Annotated in this window: 11 protein-coding genes; 10 read left to right on the top strand and 1 reads right to left on the bottom strand. The window is 72.1% G+C overall.

Annotated elements, in window-relative coordinates; all coding sequences use genetic code 11:
- Nucleotides 1–4 precede the first annotated feature (4 nt).
- Both glgX and ACFWN3_RS16080 read left to right on the top strand, forming a co-directional pair.
- Nucleotides 5–2,158, top strand: coding sequence for a glycogen debranching protein GlgX (glgX, locus tag ACFWN3_RS16085; RefSeq protein WP_377641292.1), 2,154 nt, complete (start codon nt 5–7; stop codon nt 2,156–2,158).
- Between the two features lie 149 nt (nt 2,159–2,307).
- Nucleotides 2,308–3,198, top strand: a complete 891-nt coding sequence (locus tag ACFWN3_RS16080) for a phytanoyl-CoA dioxygenase family protein (protein ID WP_377641290.1) — start codon at nt 2,308–2,310, stop codon at nt 3,196–3,198.
- 131 nt (nt 3,199–3,329) lie between these two features.
- Here the strand turns inward: ACFWN3_RS16080 and ACFWN3_RS16075 are convergent, their stop codons facing one another.
- Nucleotides 3,330–3,881: a hypothetical protein gene (locus tag ACFWN3_RS16075; protein ID WP_377641288.1), complete on the bottom strand. Its 552-nt coding sequence runs from the start codon at nt 3,879–3,881 to the stop codon at nt 3,330–3,332.
- Nucleotides 3,882–3,923: 42 nt separating this feature from the next.
- On the opposite strand from ACFWN3_RS16075, the gene ACFWN3_RS16070 reads away from it, so the two are divergent.
- From ACFWN3_RS16070 to ACFWN3_RS16035, 8 genes are all read left to right on the top strand, one after another.
- Nucleotides 3,924–5,234: an alpha-hydroxy-acid oxidizing protein gene (locus ACFWN3_RS16070; RefSeq protein WP_377641286.1), complete on the top strand. Its 1,311-nt coding sequence runs from the start codon at nt 3,924–3,926 to the stop codon at nt 5,232–5,234.
- Between the two features lie 115 nt (nt 5,235–5,349).
- Entirely contained in the window at nt 5,350–7,893 is a 2,544-nt protein-coding gene (locus ACFWN3_RS16065; protein WP_377641284.1) for a glycogen/starch/alpha-glucan phosphorylase, read from the top strand.
- Between the two features lie 64 nt (nt 7,894–7,957).
- Complete coding sequence (locus tag ACFWN3_RS16060; protein WP_377641282.1) at nt 7,958–9,985, top strand: alpha-1,4-glucan--maltose-1-phosphate maltosyltransferase; 2,028 nt, start codon at nt 7,958–7,960, stop codon at nt 9,983–9,985.
- A gap of 14 nt (nt 9,986–9,999) precedes the next feature.
- The gene (gene treS / locus ACFWN3_RS16055) at nt 10,000–11,733 is read left to right on the top strand and encodes a maltose alpha-D-glucosyltransferase (protein WP_377645636.1); all 1,734 of its coding nucleotides are present in this window, start codon (nt 10,000–10,002) and stop codon (nt 11,731–11,733) included.
- Nucleotides 11,726–13,180, top strand: coding sequence for a phosphotransferase (locus ACFWN3_RS16050; RefSeq protein WP_377641280.1), 1,455 nt, complete (start codon nt 11,726–11,728; stop codon nt 13,178–13,180). The genes treS and ACFWN3_RS16050 overlap by 8 nt, the downstream gene beginning before the upstream one ends.
- On the top strand, nt 13,177–15,384 hold the full coding sequence (gene glgB, locus ACFWN3_RS16045; protein WP_377641278.1) for a 1,4-alpha-glucan branching protein GlgB: 2,208 nt from the start codon (nt 13,177–13,179) through the stop codon (nt 15,382–15,384). The genes ACFWN3_RS16050 and glgB overlap by 4 nt, the downstream gene beginning before the upstream one ends.
- Nucleotides 15,381–17,045 (top strand): phosphoglucomutase (alpha-D-glucose-1,6-bisphosphate-dependent), encoded by a 1,665-nt coding sequence (gene pgm / locus ACFWN3_RS16040; protein ID WP_377641276.1) that lies wholly within the window; start codon nt 15,381–15,383, stop codon nt 17,043–17,045. The genes glgB and pgm overlap by 4 nt, the downstream gene beginning before the upstream one ends.
- Nucleotides 17,042–17,563, top strand: a complete 522-nt coding sequence (locus ACFWN3_RS16035; RefSeq protein ID WP_377641274.1) for a GNAT family N-acetyltransferase — start codon at nt 17,042–17,044, stop codon at nt 17,561–17,563. Before pgm ends, ACFWN3_RS16035 begins: the two co-directional genes overlap by 4 nt.
- Nucleotides 17,564–17,763 lie beyond the last annotated feature (200 nt).

Raw genomic sequence — 17,763 nt, 5'->3', positions numbered from 1 at the left:
CTCCATGCCGCGCTCCCCCAGCCCCGCGCCTGCCCCGGGACCCCTGACGCGCGACCTCCCCCCGGCCCCCGGGGTCACCCTCGTCGAGGGCGGCGCCGACGTCGCCGTCTACGCCGGGCACGCCGACGGCGTCGAGCTGTGCCTGTTCGAGGCGGGCGACACGAGCGGCGAGAGCGAGCGCCGGGTGCCGCTGCGCGAGCGGGCCCACGGGTGGTGGTTCGGGTTCGTCCCGGGCATGGGTCCGGGCCAGCGGTACGGCCTGCGAGCCGACGGTGCGTGGGACCCCGACCGCGGCCTCATGCACAACCCGGCCAAGCTCCTCCTCGACCCGTACGCCCGCGCCGTCGAGGGCGACGTGCGCTGGGGTCCGGAGGTCTACGGCCACGTCGTCGACGACTCGTGGACCGGCGACGTGCAGCGCCCCTCCGAGCTCGACGACCGCGGCAGCATGCCGCGGTGCGTCGTCGTCGACGACGAGTTCGACTGGGAGGACGACCGGCCGCCGGGCCGCTCGCGCAGCGAGACCGTGTTCTACGAGGCGCACGTCAAGGGCCAGACGAAGCTCCACCCCGACGTCCCCGAGGAGCTGCGCGGCACGTACGCCGGCCTCGCGCACCCCGCCTCGCTCGAGCACCTGACCTCCCTCGGCGTCACCGCCGTCGAGCTGCTCCCCGTGCACGCGTTCACCCACGAGCCGCACCTCGCGCGGATGGGGATGACGAACCACTGGGGCTACAACACCCTCGGCTTCCACGCCCCGCACGCGCCCTACGCGGCGGCGCGCGACCCCCAGGGCGTCGTCGACGAGGTGAAGGGCATGGTCAAGCTGCTCCACCGCGAGGGCCTCGAGGTCATCCTCGACGTCGTCTACAACCACACGGCGGAGCAGGCCCGCACGGGGGCGACGCTGTCGTGGCGCGGCCTGGACCAGCGGGCGTACTACCGGCTCGACGAGCGCGGCCGCGACATCGACGTCACCGGCTGCGGCAACACCCTCGACCTGCGCCACCCGGTCGTCTGCCGGATGGTCCTGGACTCGCTGCGCACCTGGGTGCAGGAGTACCACGTCGACGGCTTCCGCTTCGACCTCGCGGTCGCCCTCGGCCGCGGGCGGGGGGACGCCTTCGACCCCGACCACCCCTTCCTCGTCGCGCTGCGCACCGACCCCGTCCTCTCGGCGGTCAAGCTCGTCGCCGAGCCGTGGGACCTCGGCATGCACGGCTGGCGCACGGGCCAGTTCCCGCCGCCGTTCATGGAGTGGAACGACCGCTACCGCGACGCCGTCCGCAACTTCTGGGTCAGCGACCGGCGGGCCCAGGCGCACGGGGGCCAGGGGCACGGCGTGCAGGAGCTCGCAACCCGCCTCGCCGGGTCGCGCGACCTCTTCGGCGACCGGGACCGCGGCCCCACGGCGTCGGTCAACTTCGTCACCGCGCACGACGGCTTCACCCTCGCCGACCTCACGGCCTACGACCACAAGCACAACGAGGCCAACGGTGAGGAGAACCGCGACGGCAGCAACGGCTCGACCTCGTGGAACCACGGCGTCGAGGGCACCACCGACGACGCCGACGTCAGGGCCGCGCGGGCGCGGACGCTGCGCACCCTGCTCGGCACGCTCCTGCTGTCGACCGGCGTCCCGATGATCACGGCGGGCGACGAGCTCGGACGCACCCAGGGCGGCAACAACAACGCGTACTGCCAGGACAACGAGATCTCCTGGGTCGACTGGGACCTCGAGCCGTGGCAGGCCGACCTCCTCGCGACGACCCGTCGGCTCACCGAGGTCCGGCGCGACCTCCCCGCCCTGCGGCAGCGCGGCTGGGCCCTCGGGCGCCCCGTCCACGACGACGGCACCCGCGACATGGAGTGGTACGCCGCCGACGGCGCCCCGATGGGCCACCGCTGGGACGACCACGGGGTGCGCGTGGTCCAGATGCTCGTCGCGGGCGGCTGGCTGGGCGCCGGGTCCGCGCTCGTCGTCGTCAACGGCGGTTCCGAGGAGGTCGAGGTCGTCCTCCCGGCGGCGCCCTCCGCCGACGCCTACACCCTCCTCTGGGACAGCGCGTGGGAGCGGCCCGAGCCCGAGGTCGGCGGGGTCGTCCCCGGTCCGGTGCCGGTGCCGGCGGGCAGCCTGCGGGTGTACGCGACGACATGAGCCGGGCGCCGGGCGCACCCGCCTCCCACGACCCCACCCCACCGCCGTCCTAGACTGGCGGCAAGGACGCAGTCCGCCGCGGGACCGGCGCGACCGCAGCGGGTGGGTGCCCCCCGCGACCGTGGGCACCAGTAGGGAGCAGTGTCCGCATGACCGCGACCACGTCCGCCGCCACGGGGTTCGAGCCGCTCGACCCCGCGATCCGCGAGCAGTACGACCGCGACGGCTTCGTCGTGATCCCCAACGCCCTCGCCGAGGAGGACCGCGCGTACTTCGAGGGCGCCGTCGACCGGATCTACGCCGAGGAGGAGGCCGCGGGCGAGCTGCGCCCCGACCGCTCCATCCACGTCATGGGCTGGCTCCACAAGGACCCGCGCTTCGTCGAGCTGCTCAGCTGGCCCACGACCTTCCCCTACATCTGGGGGACGATGGGCTGGAACATCTACACGCACCACAACCACATCGACGTCAACCCGCCGAAGGACGAGCCGCCCTTCTGGAACTGGCACCAGGACGGCTACCGGCAGAACTCCGACATCGACATGGACGTCCGTCCGATGTTCATGACGAAGATCTGCTACGCCCTCACCGACCTCTCCGAGCCGGGCTACGGCAACACCAAGGTCATCCCCGGCAGCCACAAGAACAACACGCTCGCCGGGCGCCCCGAGAAGGAGGGCGACCCGATCATCGAGCCCGAGGGCGCCACCGAGGTCCTGCTCAGGGCGGGCGACGCGTTCATCTTCGACCGCCGCCTGTGGCACAGCCGCTCGATGAACAAGAGCGAGCGCATCCGCAAGCTGATGTTCATCGGCTACACCTACCGCTGGATCCGTCCGCTCGACGAGGCCGTCGCCGACCAGTCCTCCGAGTGGTTCGCCGGGCTCACGCCGCTCCAGCAGCAGCTCCTCGGCTACGGCCCCGACCACGCGTCCTTCTGGGGCATCAAGCAGAGCGGCTGGATCGACGACGAGATCCCGCTGCGCGCCGAGCTCAAGGAGCGCGGCCTGCTCGACCGCGAGGTCCCCTTCCTCCGCTGACACCCGTCCGGCGGATCCCAGGGCTCCCCGGAGAACCCGCCCCTCCCACCGGAGACTTCCGGTGGGAGGGGCGGGTTCCTCGTGGGAGGTGGACCCGGCGACGGCCCGGGGGCCCGGAGAGCCCGTGCGCGTCAGGCCGCGCGCGCGGCAGGCGCCACCGTGTCCATCCAGCCGGCGCGGTTGACGCGATGGAGCATGACGACCGCCAGGAGCCCGACGACGACGCCGGCGAGGAAGCCGAGCGGGTAGAGGACCTCGAGCGCCCGGCCGATCGAGGCCACCCCGACGACGAGGAGGACGCCGACGAACGGGGCGGCCCGGCGCAGCGCCGGCGCCCAGCGCAGGGTGTCCTCCTCGCCGGCCGGGGCCACGGCGAGCAGGCCGGTCAGCAGCTGGTGGACCACGACGACGAACACGACGATGCCGATGACGAGGGCCCCGAAGAGGAGCGCCTCCCACCGCTCGTCGAGGAAGAGCGGGGTGCCCGTGGCGACCGAGACCGGGACGCCGACCATCGAGGCGGCGCGGGCCCGGACGAACGCCGGGTGGACCGCCGCGGCCCCGGTGAGCCCGATGACGAGCCACGCGTACCCGACGAGGTCCGGGACGACGTCCCAGCCGTACAGCGGCAGGTCGAGGACGACGGCGAGCAGCCCCCAGGCGGCCCACGAGAACTTGGTCATGGCGCCACCCTAGGGCGGCCCCGATCCGGTAGACACGACGCCATGCCCGACCTCGGCCGCGCCGCCCAGTCCGCGATCTACCGGGCGGGCAGCTTCGGCCGCCGCCCCCGGGTCCCCACCGACGGGACCGCCCTCGAGGACGCCGCCCGGCGGGTGATGTCCACGCGCGCCTTCGCCTACGTGGCCGGCTCGGCGGGGGGCGAGGCGACGGCCCGGGCCAACCGGGACGCCTTCGCCCGCTGGCAGGTGCTCCCCCGCGTCCTCGTCGACACGAGCGAGCGCGACCTCGGCGTCGACCTGCTCGGCCGGCGCCACCCGACGCCCTTCCTCGTCTCCCCCATCGGCGTCCTCGGCGCCGCCCACGACGACGCCGACCTGGCGATGGCCCGCGGGGCCCGCGCGCAGGGGGTCACCCCGGTGCTGTCGACCCAGGCGTCGGTGCCGATGGAGGACGTCGCCGCCGAGCTCGGCGGGACGGGGCACTGGTACCAGCTGTACTGGAGCCGCGACGACGACCTGACGGCCAGCCTCGTCCACCGGGCCGAGGCGTGCGGCAGCGAGGCGATCGTCGTCACGCTCGACACGGCCTACCTCGGCTGGCGGCCCCGCGACCTCGACCTCGGGTCGCTGCCGTTCGCCCGCGGCGAGGGCATCGCCCAGTACACCTCCGACCCGGTCTTCCGGCGGCTCGTCGCGCAGCGGGTGGCGGCCGTCCGGGCCGCCGCCGAGGCCGGGGAGCCCACCGAGCCACAGCCCCGCCCGACCCCCGCGGCGGTGCGCACCCTGCTCAGCCTCAGCCGCAACCACCCGGGCGACACCCGCGGCAACCTCTCGTCCCCCGAGCCCCGCGCCGCGGTCGAGACCTTCCTCGAGGTGTTCTCGCGGCCCTCGCTCACCTGGGCCGACCTCCCCCGGCTGCGCGAGCTGACGAGCCTGCCGGTCGTCCTCAAGGGCGTCCTGCACCCCGAGGACGCGCGCCGCGCGGTCGACGCCGGGGTCGACGGCCTCTGGGTGTCCACGCACGGAGGCCGTCAGGTCGACCGGTCGGTCGGTGCGCTCGACGCGCTCCCGGGGGTGGTCGACGCGATGCGCGACGCCGGGTCCGAGGTTCCCGTCGTGTTCGACAGCGGCGTGCGCACCGGCGCCGACGCGTTCGTCGCCCTCGCCCTGGGCGCCACGGCCGTCGGGATCGGGCGGCCGCACGTCTACGGCCTGGCCCTCGCGGGGGCCGAGGGCGTGTCCGAGGTGCTGCGCAACCTCGTCGCCGAGCTCGACCTCGCCCTGGCCCTCACCGGGTGCCGCACCCTGGCCGACGTGACCCGCGACCGCCTCGTCGCGGCGCCCGCATCCTGAGCCGGACCGGACCGCCGGGCCCGGAGGTGCAAGCGTTTCCACCCGGAGTTTGTACTCTGTCCCCGCACCGCCGTTCCTGCGTCCCCGCCGCAGGCCCTCCGAAGGACGATCCCCGATGACCGATACCGTGCCCAGCCCCCACGTCGTGTCCGACGAGTCGCCGTCGACCGACGCCCGACGCATCGGCACCGCGCACCGGAGCACCCACCCCCTCGCGTCCGGGCCCGTCGTCCAGCCCGCGACGACGGTCGACGGCTTCGTCGAGGCCTTCCTCGCCGAGCTGAACTACGGCCAGGGCACGCTGCTCTCGCAGTCGACCCTCAACGACCAGTACCTCGCCCTCGCGCGCACGATCCGCCGCTACCTCATGGCCGACTGGCTCGAGACCGGGAGCCGGCGGCGCCAGGCGCAGCAGAAGACGATCGGCTACCTCTCGGCCGAGTACCTCCTCGGCCGCCAGCTGGGGAACAACCTCCTCGCGACCAACCTCCAGGACATCGCCGAGCTGGCCATGACCCAGTGCGGCATCGACATCGCGTCCCTGCGGGCCCAGGAGGTCGAGCCCGGCCTCGGCAACGGCGGCCTCGGGCGCCTCGCGGCCTGCTTCGTCGACTCCCTCGCGACGATGGACGTGCCGTGCATCGGCTACGGCATCCGCTACGAGTACGGCATCTTCCGCCAGACCTTCGAGGACGACCGCCAGGTCGAGGTGCCCGACTCGTGGCTCTCGCTCGGCAGCCCGTGGGAGTTCCCCCACCCGGAGCGCCAGGTCATCGTCAGCTTCGGCGGCCACACGGTCACCACGTCCGACGACGACGGCACCGCCCACACCACCTGGGTCCCGGGCTGGGAGATCCTCGGGATGCCCTACCACTACATGGTCCCGGGGTACCGCAACGGCGTCGTCAACACCCTCCGGCTGTGGAGCGCGCGCGCCACCCAGGCGTTCGACCTCCAGATCTTCAACTCCGGCGACTACGCGCAGGCCGTCCGCGCCCAGACCTTCGCCGAGAACATCAGCAAGGTGCTCTACCCCGAGGACTCCACGCCCCAGGGCAAGGAGCTGCGCCTGCAGCAGCAGTACTTCTTCGTCGCGTGCTCGCTGCACGACTTCATCGAGAACACGCTGCCCGCCGACTACGACCTGCGCCGGCTGCACGAGCGCATCATCTTCCAGCTCAACGACACCCACCCCGTCATCGCGATCCCCGAGCTGATGCGGATCCTCGTCGACCTCAAGGGCATCGAGTGGGACGAGGCCTGGCAGATCACCCGCAAGTGCTTCGCCTACACCTGCCACACGCTGCTGCCCGAGGCCCTCGAGGTCTGGTCGGCCGAGCTGCTCGGCCGGCTCCTCCCGCGCCACCTCGAGATCATCTACCGGATCAACGAGGACTTCCTCGAGGAGGTCCGTGAGGCCTTCCCCGGTGACGAGATGCGCGCCCGCCGGATGTCGATCATCGCCGAGCACCCCGAGCGCGCGGTCCGGATGGCCTACCTCGCCACGGTCGCCGGGGCGAAGGTCAACGGCGTCGCCGAGCTGCACAGCCAGCTCCTGCGCGACAAGGTCCTCCCCGACTTCTCCCAGCTGTGGCCCGACAAGTTCACCAACGTCACCAACGGCATCACGCCCCGGCGCTTCGTCCGCCTCGCGAACCGGCGCCTGTCCGAGCTCGTCACCGACACGATCGGCGACGGCTGGGTCAGCGACCTCGACCGCCTGAGCGAGCTCGAGCCCTACGCCGACGACGCCTCCTTCCGCGAGGAGTTCCGCGCCGTCAAGCAGGCCAACAAGGAGCGGCTCTACGCGCTGCTCAAGGTCCGCGACGGCCTCGTGCTGCCCGGCGACGCGATGCTCGACGTCATGGTCAAGCGGCTCCACGAGTACAAGCGCCAGACCCTCAAGCTCCTCCACATCGTCTCGCTCTACGACGACGTCGTGTCCGGCCGGGTCCCCGTCGAGGACGTCACGCCGCGCACCTTCGTCTTCGGCGCGAAGGCGGCCCCCGGCTACCACCTGGCGAAGGAGATCATCTTCCTCGTCAACGCCGTCGCCGACACGGTCAACTCCGACCCCCGGGTCGCCGGCCGCCTGTCGGTCGCCTTCCCCGCCAACTACAACGTCACCCTCGCCGAGAAGCTGATCCCCGCCGCCGACCTGTCCGAGCAGATCTCGCTCGCGGGCAAGGAGGCCTCGGGCACGGGCAACATGAAGTTCGCCCTCAACGGCGCCCTGACGATCGGCACCGACGACGGCGCCAACGTCGAGATCCGCCGCCTCGTCGGCGACGACCACTTCTTCCTCTTCGGCATGACCGAGCCCGAGGTCGAGGAGCTGCGCACCCGCGGCTACAGCCCGGCCTCCGTCTACGAGGAGAACGCGCGCCTGCGCAGCACCATCGACCTCCTGGCCAGCGGCGTCTTCACCGGCGGCGACCGCCAGGCCGTCGGCCCGGTCATCGACAACCTGCTCCAGCAGGACTCGTTCATGGTGCTCGCCGACTTCCAGGCCTACCTCGACGCACAGGCCCGGGTCGACGCCGCGTACGCCGATCCCGACGGCTGGTCGCGCTCGGCCATCCTCAACGTCGCCCGGTCCGGCTACTTCTCCTCGGACCGCTCGATGCGCGACTACCTCCAGCGGATCTGGAACGGCTGAGACGGGGCATCACGGGCCGACGCGGGGCTGAACGGCAGGCACCGGTCCGTGTAGGTTCGGTGGGGTGAGCGACGCCTTCCGCACCGCCCCCCCGCAAGCACCGATCGGACGCATTCCCGTCCAGGACGTCAGACCGATCGTCGACCACGGCGCCCGCCCCGCCAAGGCGGTCGTCGACGAGCAGTTCGACGTCACGGCAACGGTGTTCCGTGAGGGACACGACGCCGTCAACGCCTCCGTGGTCCTCACCGACCCCGACGGAGGCGAGCACGTCCTGCCGATGTCGTGCACCAACCCCGGGCTCAACACCTGGGCCCGCCGCGTCTCCGCCGACCGGGTCGGGTGGTGGACCTACCGCGTCGAGGGCTGGTCGGACCCCTACGGCACCTGGGAGCACGACGCGACGATCAAGGTGCAGGCCGACGTCGACACCGAGCTGATGCTCGAGGAGGGTGCCCTCGTCCTCGAGCGGGCCGTCGCCGAGGTCGAGCGCACCGCCGAGCAGCAGGCCGTCCTCGAGGCCGCCGTCACCGGGCTGCGCGACACCTCGAAGCCCCCGGCGGTCCGCCTCAAGGCGGGCACCGACCCCGCCGTCGAGGACGAGCTGGCCGAGCGCCCGCTGCGCGACATGGTCTCGCCCTCCACCGAGCTGCCGCTCCTCGTCGAGCGCGAGCTCGCCCTCTCGGGCGCGTGGTACGAGATCTTCCCGCGCAGTGAGGGGGCCACGTACGACGAGAAGGAGCACCGCTGGACGACCGGCACGCTGCGCACCGCGGCGAAGCGCCTGCCGGCCATCGCCGCGATGGGCTTCGACGTCGTCTACCTCACGCCGATCCACCCGATCGGCCAGGCCGCGAAGAAGGGTCCGAACAACACCCTCGACGCGCGCCCGGAGGACCCCGGCAGCCCGTACGCGATCGGCTCCCCCGACGGCGGCCACGACGCCATCCACCCGGACCTCGGCACCTTCGAGGACTTCGACGCCTTCGTCGCCGAGTCCGAGCGGCTCGGGATGGAGGTCGCGATGGACCTCGCGCTCCAGTGCTCCCCCGACCACCCGTGGGTGCAGAGCCACCCCGAGTGGTTCACGACCCGGGCCGACGGCACGATCGCCTACGCCGAGAACCCCCCGAAGAAGTACCAGGACATCTACCCCCTGAACTTCGACAACGACCCCGCCGGCATCTACGCCGAGGTGCGCCGCGTCGTGCAGGTGTGGATCGACCACGGCGTCAAGCTCTTCCGCGTCGACAACCCGCACACCAAGCCGGTCGAGTTCTGGCAGTGGCTCATCGAGGACGTCGCGAAGGACCACCCCGAGGTCATCTGGCTCGCCGAGGCCTTCACCAAGCCCGCGATGATGCACACCCTCGGCAAGGTCGGCTTCCAGCAGAGCTACACGTACTACGCGTGGCGCAACAGCGCCGCCGACCTGCGCGAGTACCTCACCGAGCTCTCGGGCGAGGCCGCGTCGTACATGCGCCCCTCGTTCTGGCCGACGACGCACGACATCCTCACGCCCTACATGCAGTTCGGCGGACCGGCGGCGTGGAAGCTGCGGGCGATGCTCGCGGCGACCCTCGTCCCGACGTACGGCATCTACACCGGCTACGAGCTGATGGAGCACGTCGCCCGTCCCGGCGCCGAGGAGCAGATCGACAACGAGAAGTACGAGTTCAAGAACCGGCACTGGGAGGACTACGAGGAGGGCGGCTCGAAGGAGGGACGCTCCCTCGCCGGCTACCTCACCCGGATCAACGAGATCCGTCGGGACCACCCGGCGCTGCACCGGTTGCGCGACATCCGTTTCCACCACGTCGACGACGAGAACTTCCTCGCCTTCTCCAAGCGCCGACGGCTGCCCGACGGCACCGACGACGTCGTCGTCGTCGTCGCGAACCTCGACCCCCACTCGACCCGCGCCACGACGCTGCGCCTCGACATGGGTGCCCTCGGCCTCGAGTCGGGCGACAGCTTCGCGGCCCACGACCTCGTCACCGGCGAGGAGTGGACCTGGCAGCGCGACAACTACGTCCGGCTGGGGCCGGAGGTCGAACCCGTCCACGTCGTCGCCGTGAGGAGGCCCTGGTGAGTGCCATCGCCGGCATGGGCCACGGCCACGCCGGGCTGGGGATGAACCAGCCCGGGCTGCGCCACGACCCCGAGTGGTTCCGCACCGCGGTGTTCTACGAGGTCCTCGTGCGCGCCTTCGGCGACAGCAACGGGTCCGGTGAGGGCGACTTCGCGGGCATCGTCAACCGCCTCGACTACCTCCAGTGGCTCGGCGTCGACTGCCTGTGGCTGCCACCCTTCTACGCGAGCCCGCTGCGCGACGGCGGCTACGACATCGCCGACTACACCCAGGTGCTCCCCGAGTTCGGCACGCTGCCCGAGTTCAAGGAGCTCATCAACCAGGCGCACGCGCGCGGCATCCGGATCATCACCGACTTCGTCATGAACCACACGAGCGACCAGCACCCGTGGTTCCAGGCCTCGCGCAGCGACCCGGAGGGTCCGTACGGCGACTTCTACGTGTGGTCGGACACCGACGACAGGTACAACGACGCCCGCGTCATCTTCATCGACACCGAGACCTCGAACTGGACCTTCGACCCCATCCGGCGACAGTTCTTCTGGCACCGCTTCTTCAGCCACCAGCCCGACCTCAACTTCGAGAACCCGGCCGTCCACGAGGCGATGTACGACGTCGTCCGCTTCTGGATGGACATGGGCATCGACGGCTTCCGGCTCGACGCCGTGCCCTACCTCTACGAGGAGGAGGGGCACAACGGGGAGAACCACCCGAAGACCCACGACTTCCTCGTCCAGCTGCGGGCCATGGTCGACACCGAGTACCCGGGGCGCATCCTCCTCGCCGAGGCGAACCAGCCCCCGGCCGACGTCGTCGACTACTTCGGCACCGACGAAGCGCCCGAGTGCCAGATGTGCTTCCACTTCCCGGTCATGCCGATGCTCTACTACGCCCTGCGGGAGGAGCGGGCGGCGCCGATCATCGACGTCCTCGCCGACACCCCGGCCATCCCCGCCGGCGCGCAGTGGGGCACGTTCCTGCGCAACCACGACGAGCTGACCCTCGAGATGGTGACGCCCGAGCAGCGCGCGGCGATGTACGGCTGGTACGCCCCCGACCCGCGGATGAGGGCCAACGTCGGCATCCGGCGGCGGCTCGCCTCGCTGCTCGACGGGTCCCGCCCCGAGATCGAGCTCATCCACGCGCTGCTGCTCTCGCTCCCCGGCTCGCCGTGCCTGTACTACGGCGACGAGATCGGGATGGGCGACAACATCTGGCTCAACGACCGCGACGCCGTGCGCACCCCGATGCAGTGGACCCCCGACCGCAACGCCGGCTTCTCCACCGCCGACCCCGGCAAGCTCTACCTGCCGGTCATCCAGTCGCTCGTCTACCACCACAACCACGTCAACGTCGAGGCGCAGATGGCCACCGGGTCCTCGCTGCTGCACTGGGTGCGCGGCATGCTCTCGGTGCGCCGCGAGCACCCCGTCTTCGGCCTCGGCGACTTCTCGGTGTGCGAGTCGAGCCACGACCGGGTGCTCGCCTACACGCGCGTCGACCGACGTGACCGCGACGCCGAGGACCGCTCGGCCCGCGCCGTCCTGTGCATCAACAACCTCTCGTCCAAGCCCCAGGCGACCACCCTCACGCTGCCCGAGGAGCTCGCGGGGTCGTGGACACGGGACCTCTTCGGCGGCACCGGGTTCCCCGACATCGCCGACGACGGCACGATCACCGTGACCCTCGGCTCGCGCGACTTCTTCTGGCTGGCCCTCGAGCCCCCGCCCGGGGGTGCCCGTGGCTGAGATCCACGACGCGACCCTCTCCCCCACCAAGGTCGAGCTGCTCGAGTCCTGGATGGGCGAGCAGCGGTGGTACGCCGCCAAGGGCCGACGCCCGAGGCTGCGGCGGCTCGCGGCGTGGCGTCTCGACGACCCCGAGGGCGAGGTCGGGGTCGAGACGATCATCGTCGCCGACGAGTCCGGCCCCGAGACCGTCGTCTACCAGGTCCCGCTCACCTACCGCGGCGAGCCGCTCGGCAGCGCCGACCACGCCCTCGTCGGGACGATGGAGCACTCGGTGCTCGGCACGCGCTGGGTCTACGACGCCCCGCACGACCCGGTGTACGCGACGCAGCTTCTCGAGCTCGTCCAGGGCCGCGTTCGGGCGCGGTCCTCGTCGGTCTCCGACGCCGACGAGGACGCCGTCGCCGGTGTGCCGCAGGCGAGCTGGCCCCACGAGGTGCACGTGCGGACCTCGCGCGTGCTCTCCGGCGAGCAGTCGAACACCTCGGTCATCCTCGACGGCGACCTCCCCGACGGCCACCACACGCCGCTCATCGTCAAGGTCTTCCGGATGCTCTCGCCCGGCGACAACCCCGACGTCGTGCTCCAGGGCGCGCTCGTCGACGCCGGCTCCCACCGCGTCCCCGCCGTCGTCGGCGCCGTCACCGGGGCCTGGCCGCACCCGGGCACCGAGGGCGACCAGCCGGCGCGCGGGCACCTCGCCTTCTGCCAGGAGTTCCTCCCCGGCGTCGAGGACGCGTGGCGCGTCGCCCTGCGCGCCGCCGAGGAGGGCACCGACTTCACCGGCCCGGCCCGCGACCTCGGCGCCGCGACGGCGGAGGTGCACGGCACCCTCGCCGACGTCCTCGGCACCGAGCCGACCTCCCCGGAGCAGGCCCGGGCGATCGTCGCCGAGATGCGGCTGAGGTTCGACGCCGCGATCGACGCCTCCCCCGACCTCGAGGCCGTCCGCGGCCCCGTCGAGGCCGTCCTCACCGCGGCCCTCGACGCGAGCTGGCCGGCGCTGCAGCGCATCCACGGCGACTACCACCTCGGCCAGGTGCTCCACTCCCGCGACCTCGGGTGGATCCTCCTCGACTTCGAGGGCGAGCCCCTCCGGCCGCTGTCCGAGCGGCTGCTCCCCGACCAGTGGGTGCGCGACGTCGCCGGGATGCTGCGCAGCTTCGACTACGTCGGCGGCACCCTCGAGCAGGTCCGGGGCACCTCGGCCCGCGCCTGGGTCACCTCGGTGCAGCAGGCCTTCCTCGACGGCTACGCCGAGCGCGCGGGCGCCGACCCGCGACGCCTCGGCGCCCTCCTCGCCGCCTTCGAGCTCGACAAGGCGATGTACGAGGTCGTCTACGAGGCGCGCAACCGCCCGGGGTGGGTCGGCATCCCCCTCGGCGCGGTCCGGCGCCTCACCGCCCACTTCTCTCCGGACACCACCACGCAAGGAGACCCGCAGTGACCCCCACCCCCAGCCCCGAGGTCAGCGGAGCCATCACGGCACTCGTCCAGGGGCGCCACCAGCAGCCGCACGACCTCCTCGGCCAGCACCTCGAGCCCGGCGGGCTGCGGATCCGCGCCCTCAAGCCCCTCGCGACCTCGGTCCGGGTCCGGTTCGAGGACGACGAGGTCATCGACCTCGTCCACGAGGCCGAGGGCACGTGGAGCGCCGTGCGGCCCGATGCCACCCGGACGATGGACTACCGCCTCCTCGTCACCTGGGCCGACGGCATCGAGCACGTCCAGGACGACCCCTACCGCTTCGCCCCCACCCTGGGCGAGGTCGACCTCCACCTCGTCGGCGAGGGCCGCCACGAGGAGCTGTGGACCGTCCTCGGCGCCCGGGTCCACGAGTACCCCGGGCCCATGGGCAGTGTCCGCGGGGTCTCCTTCGCCGTGTGGGCCCCCCGCGCCAAGGCGGTGCGCGTCATCGGCGACTTCAACGACTGGGACGGTCGGGTCCACCCGATGCGGCTCATCGGCTCGTCGGGCGTGTGGGAGCTGTTCATCCCCGAGGTCGGCGTCGGGTCGATCTACAAGTACGAGATCCGCGGCGCCGACGACGTCGTGCGCACCAAGGCCGACCCGATGGCGCGGCGCACCGAGTGCCCCCCGAACACGGGGTCGGTCGTCGACGAGGCCGGGCACGAGTGGGGCGACGAGGCGTGGCTCGAGCAGCGTGCCGGCGGCGACCCGCACCACGGCCCGATGAGCGTCTACGAGGTCCACCTCGGCTCGTGGCGCCAGGGGCTGTCGTACCGCGAGCTCGCCGAGCACCTCGTCAACTACGTCGTCGACCTCGGCTTCACCCACGTCGAGCTGCTCCCGGTCATGGAGCACCCGTACGGCCCCTCGTGGGGCTACCAGGTCACCGGCTACTACGCGCCGACGGCCCGGTTCGGCACCCCCGACGACTTCAAGTACCTCGTCGACACGCTCCACCAGGCCGGCATCGGGGTCATCCTCGACTGGGTCCCGGGCCACTTCCCCCGTGACGCGTTCGCCCTCGCCCGCTTCGACGGCCTGCCCCTCTACGAGCACCCGGACCCCCGCCGTGGCGACCAGCCCGACTGGGGGACCCACGTGTTCGACTTCGGCCGGCTCGAGGTGCGCAACTTCCTCGTCGCCAACGCCGTGTACTGGCTCAAGGAGTTCCACATCGACGGCCTCCGGGTCGACGCCGTGGCCTCGATGCTCTACCTCGACTACTCGCGCAAGGACGGCGAGTGGATCCCCAACGTCCACGGCGGCCGCGAGCACCTCGAGGCGATCGGGCTGCTCCAGGAGGCCAACGCGACCTCGTACAAGCTCGTCCCCGGCGTCGTGACGATCGCCGAGGAGTCGACCTCGTGGCCGGGCGTCACCAAGGCGACGTCGAGCGGCGGCCTCGGGTTCGGGCTGAAGTGGAACATGGGGTGGATGAACGACACCCTCCGGTACCTCAAGGAGGAGCCGATCCACCGCCAGTACCACCACAACCTCCTGACCTTCTCGCTCATGTACGCGTTCAGCGAGAACTTCGTCCTGCCGATCAGCCACGACGAGGTCGTCCACGGCAAGGGCTCGCTGCTGACCAAGGTCCCGGGCGACCGGTACGACCAGCTCGCGACGGTCCGGGCGTTCCTGGCCTACATGTGGAGCCACCCGGGCAAGCAGCTGCTCTTCATGGGATGCGAGTTCGCCCAGCCGGGTGAGTGGGCCGACGGCCGCTCCCTCGACTGGTGGCTGCTCGACCACGCGGCGCACTACCGGGTCCACGCGCTCGTCAAGGAGCTCAACCGGGTCTACCGCGAGCACCCGGCCCTCTGGGCGCTCGACAGCCAGCCGGCGGGGTTCCGCTGGCTCGACGCCGACGACAACACCGGCAACGTCCTGTCGTACCTGCGCTTCGAGCAGGCCGACGGGGGCGGCGACGTCGTCGCGACCCTCGTCAACTACGGCGGCGACGACAAGGCGTGGGTGCGGGTCGGCGTCCCACGGTCGGGCCGCTGGGAGGTCGTCCTCGACACCGTCGGCTACGACGAGCACAGCTCGCCCAGCCAGGCCGGCATCGTCCTCGAGACCGAGAACACGCCCTGGAACGACCAGCCGTACTCGGTGACGGTGGGTGTCTCACGGCTCTCCGCCGTCTACCTCGCCCCCGTCACGGAAGGAGCCCGGTCGTGAACGACCCCCGTGCCGGACAGGTCGCGCAGGCGTCCGACCTCGTCGACCTCTCCTCCCTCGTCACCGCGTACTACACGCGCGAGCCCGACCCCGAGAACGTCGACGAGCAGGTCGCGTTCGGCACGTCCGGCCACCGGGGCTCGAGCCTGAGGACCTCGTTCAACGAGGCACACATCCTCGCGACGACCCAGGCGATCTGCGACTACCGGAGGGAGCAGGGGTACGACGGTCCGCTGTTCATCGGGCGCGACACGCACGGCCTGTCCGAGCCGGCGTGGGCGTCGGCCCTCGAGGTGCTCGTCGCCAACGACGTCACGGTGCTCGTCGACGCCGCCGACCGGTACACCCCCACCCCCGCGGTCTCGCACGCGATCCTCGTCGCCAACCGGGGCAAGGTGACCGGGGTCGACGGCATGCCTGCCGGCGCCGGACTCGCCGACGGCATCGTCGTCACCCCGTCGCACAACCCGCCGAGCGACGGCGGGTTCAAGTACAACCCGCCGCACGGTGGCCCGGCCGACTCCGACGCGACCAAGGTCATCGCCGCGCGCGCCAACGAGCTGATCCGCGGCGGGCTCGCCGGCGTGAAGCGGGTTCCGTTCTCCCGGGCCCGAGCCGCCGTCTCGACCCACGACTTCCTCGGCACCTACGTCGACGACCTGCCGAACGTCGTCGACATCGACGCGATCCGCGAGGCGGGCGTCCGGATCGGGGCCGACCCGCTCGGCGGAGCGGCCGTCGACTACTGGGGCGCGATCGGTGAGCGCCACCGCCTCGACCTCACCGTCGTCAACCCGCTCGTCGACGCGACGTGGCGGTTCATGACCCTCGACTGGGACGGCAAGATCCGGATGGACTGCTCGTCGCCCTCGGCGATGGCCTCGCTCATCGAGCGCCGCTCGGAGTACGACATCGCGACGGGCAACGACGCCGACTCCGACCGCCACGGCATCGTGACTCCCGACGCCGGGCTGATGAACCCCAACCACTACCTCGCGGTCGCGATCCAGTACCTCTACGGCGGGGCGCGTCCGCAGTGGCGCGACGACGGCTTCATCGGCAAGACGCTCGTGTCGTCCTCGATGATCGACCGGGTCGCCGCCGACCTCGGCCGTCGCCTCGTCGAGGTGCCGGTGGGGTTCAAGTGGTTCGTGCCGGGGCTGCTCGACGGGTCGGGTCCGTTCGGTGGCGAGGAGTCGGCCGGCGCGTCGTTCCTGCGCCGGGACGGCTCCGTGTGGACCACCGACAAGGACGGCATCCTCCTCGCGCTGCTCGCCTCGGAGATCCAGGCGAGCACCGGCAAGAGCCCGAGCGAGCACTACCACTCCCTCGTCGAGCGCCACGGCGAGCCGGCGTACGCCCGCATCGACGCCGCCGCCTCGCGCGAGGAGAAGGCCAAGCTCGCGGCCCTCTCCCCCGACGACGTCACGGCCGAGTCCCTGGCCGGCGAGCCGATCACCGCCAAGCTCACCGAGGCCCCCGGCAACGGGGCGGCCATCGGCGGCCTCAAGGTGGTCACCGAGTCGGCCTGGTTCGCCGCGCGCCCCAGCGGCACCGAGGACGTCTACAAGATCTACGCCGAGTCCTTCCGCGGCCTCGACCACCTCGCCCAGGTCCAGGCCGAGGCCAAGGAGGTCGTCTCCGCCGCCCTCGGCGGATGACCCCCGACGCCGCTGCGCCCGCCGTGGTCTCGCTGCGTCGGATGACCGCCGGGGACGTCGAGGACGTCCTCGACGTGCAGCAGCCCGGGGCGGTGCTCGGGCTCGCGGACGTCTTCCCGCAGGAGCTCTTCCCCTTTCCCCGTGAGACCGTCGGCCGGCGGTGGCGTGACGAGATCGCCGACCCCGTGGTCGACTGCCTCGTCGTCGAGCTCGACGGCGCGGTGGTCGGCTTCGCCGCGACGAGCGGGCGCGAGGTGCGGCACTTCGGCATCGCTCCTGCACTGTGGGGCACCGGTGTCGCGGCGGCGGCGCACGACGCCCTCCTCGACCTCATGGCAGCGCGCGGGATCCGCAGGGCGTGGCTCACGGTCTACACCGACAACCACCGCGGGCGGCGGTTCTACGAGCGCCTCGGGTGGAGGCCGACGGGGGCGACCTCGGTCGGTCCGGTCCCGCCGCACGCCCAGCTGCTGCGGTACGACCGCGACGTGGGCCCCGCCCGGCCGACCCGCGCCTGACCCCGGCCGCCCCGTCCTGTCTGTCCCCGCTCCTTCGCACTGCTGACCCCCAGCGCAGCAGTGCGACTGCGCGCCTCGGAGACATGCGCGCGCCGCCCCTTCGCACTGCTGACCCCCAGCGCAGCAGTGCGACTGCGCACCCTGGGGACATGGTCGCGCCGCTCCTTCGCACTGCTGACCCCCAGCGCAGCAGTGCGACT

This window comes from Oryzobacter terrae (assembly GCF_042756445.1).
Classification (GTDB): domain Bacteria; phylum Actinomycetota; class Actinomycetes; order Actinomycetales; family Dermatophilaceae; genus Oryzobacter; species Oryzobacter terrae.
Note: the sequence above shows the minus strand (reverse complement) of the source record. Positions and strands in the feature narration are given on the sequence as shown.

What these genes read in the sequence shown, in the direction of transcription:
- treS (WP_377645636.1), top strand. Translation starts at nt 10,000, where the DNA reads ATGGGCCACGGCCACGCCGGGCTGGGGATGAACCAGCCCGGGCTGCGC.
- ACFWN3_RS16065 (WP_377641284.1), top strand. Translation starts at nt 5,350, where the DNA reads ATGACCGATACCGTGCCCAGCCCCCACGTCGTGTCCGACGAGTCGCCG.
- ACFWN3_RS16035 (WP_377641274.1), top strand. Translation starts at nt 17,042, where the DNA reads ATGACCCCCGACGCCGCTGCGCCCGCCGTGGTCTCGCTGCGTCGGATG.
- glgX (WP_377641292.1), top strand. Translation starts at nt 5, where the DNA reads ATGCCGCGCTCCCCCAGCCCCGCGCCTGCCCCGGGACCCCTGACGCGC.
- ACFWN3_RS16080 (WP_377641290.1), top strand. Translation starts at nt 2,308, where the DNA reads ATGACCGCGACCACGTCCGCCGCCACGGGGTTCGAGCCGCTCGACCCC.
- ACFWN3_RS16070 (WP_377641286.1), top strand. Translation starts at nt 3,924, where the DNA reads ATGCCCGACCTCGGCCGCGCCGCCCAGTCCGCGATCTACCGGGCGGGC.
- ACFWN3_RS16075 (WP_377641288.1), bottom strand. Translation starts at nt 3,881, where the DNA reads ATGACCAAGTTCTCGTGGGCCGCCTGGGGGCTGCTCGCCGTCGTCCTC.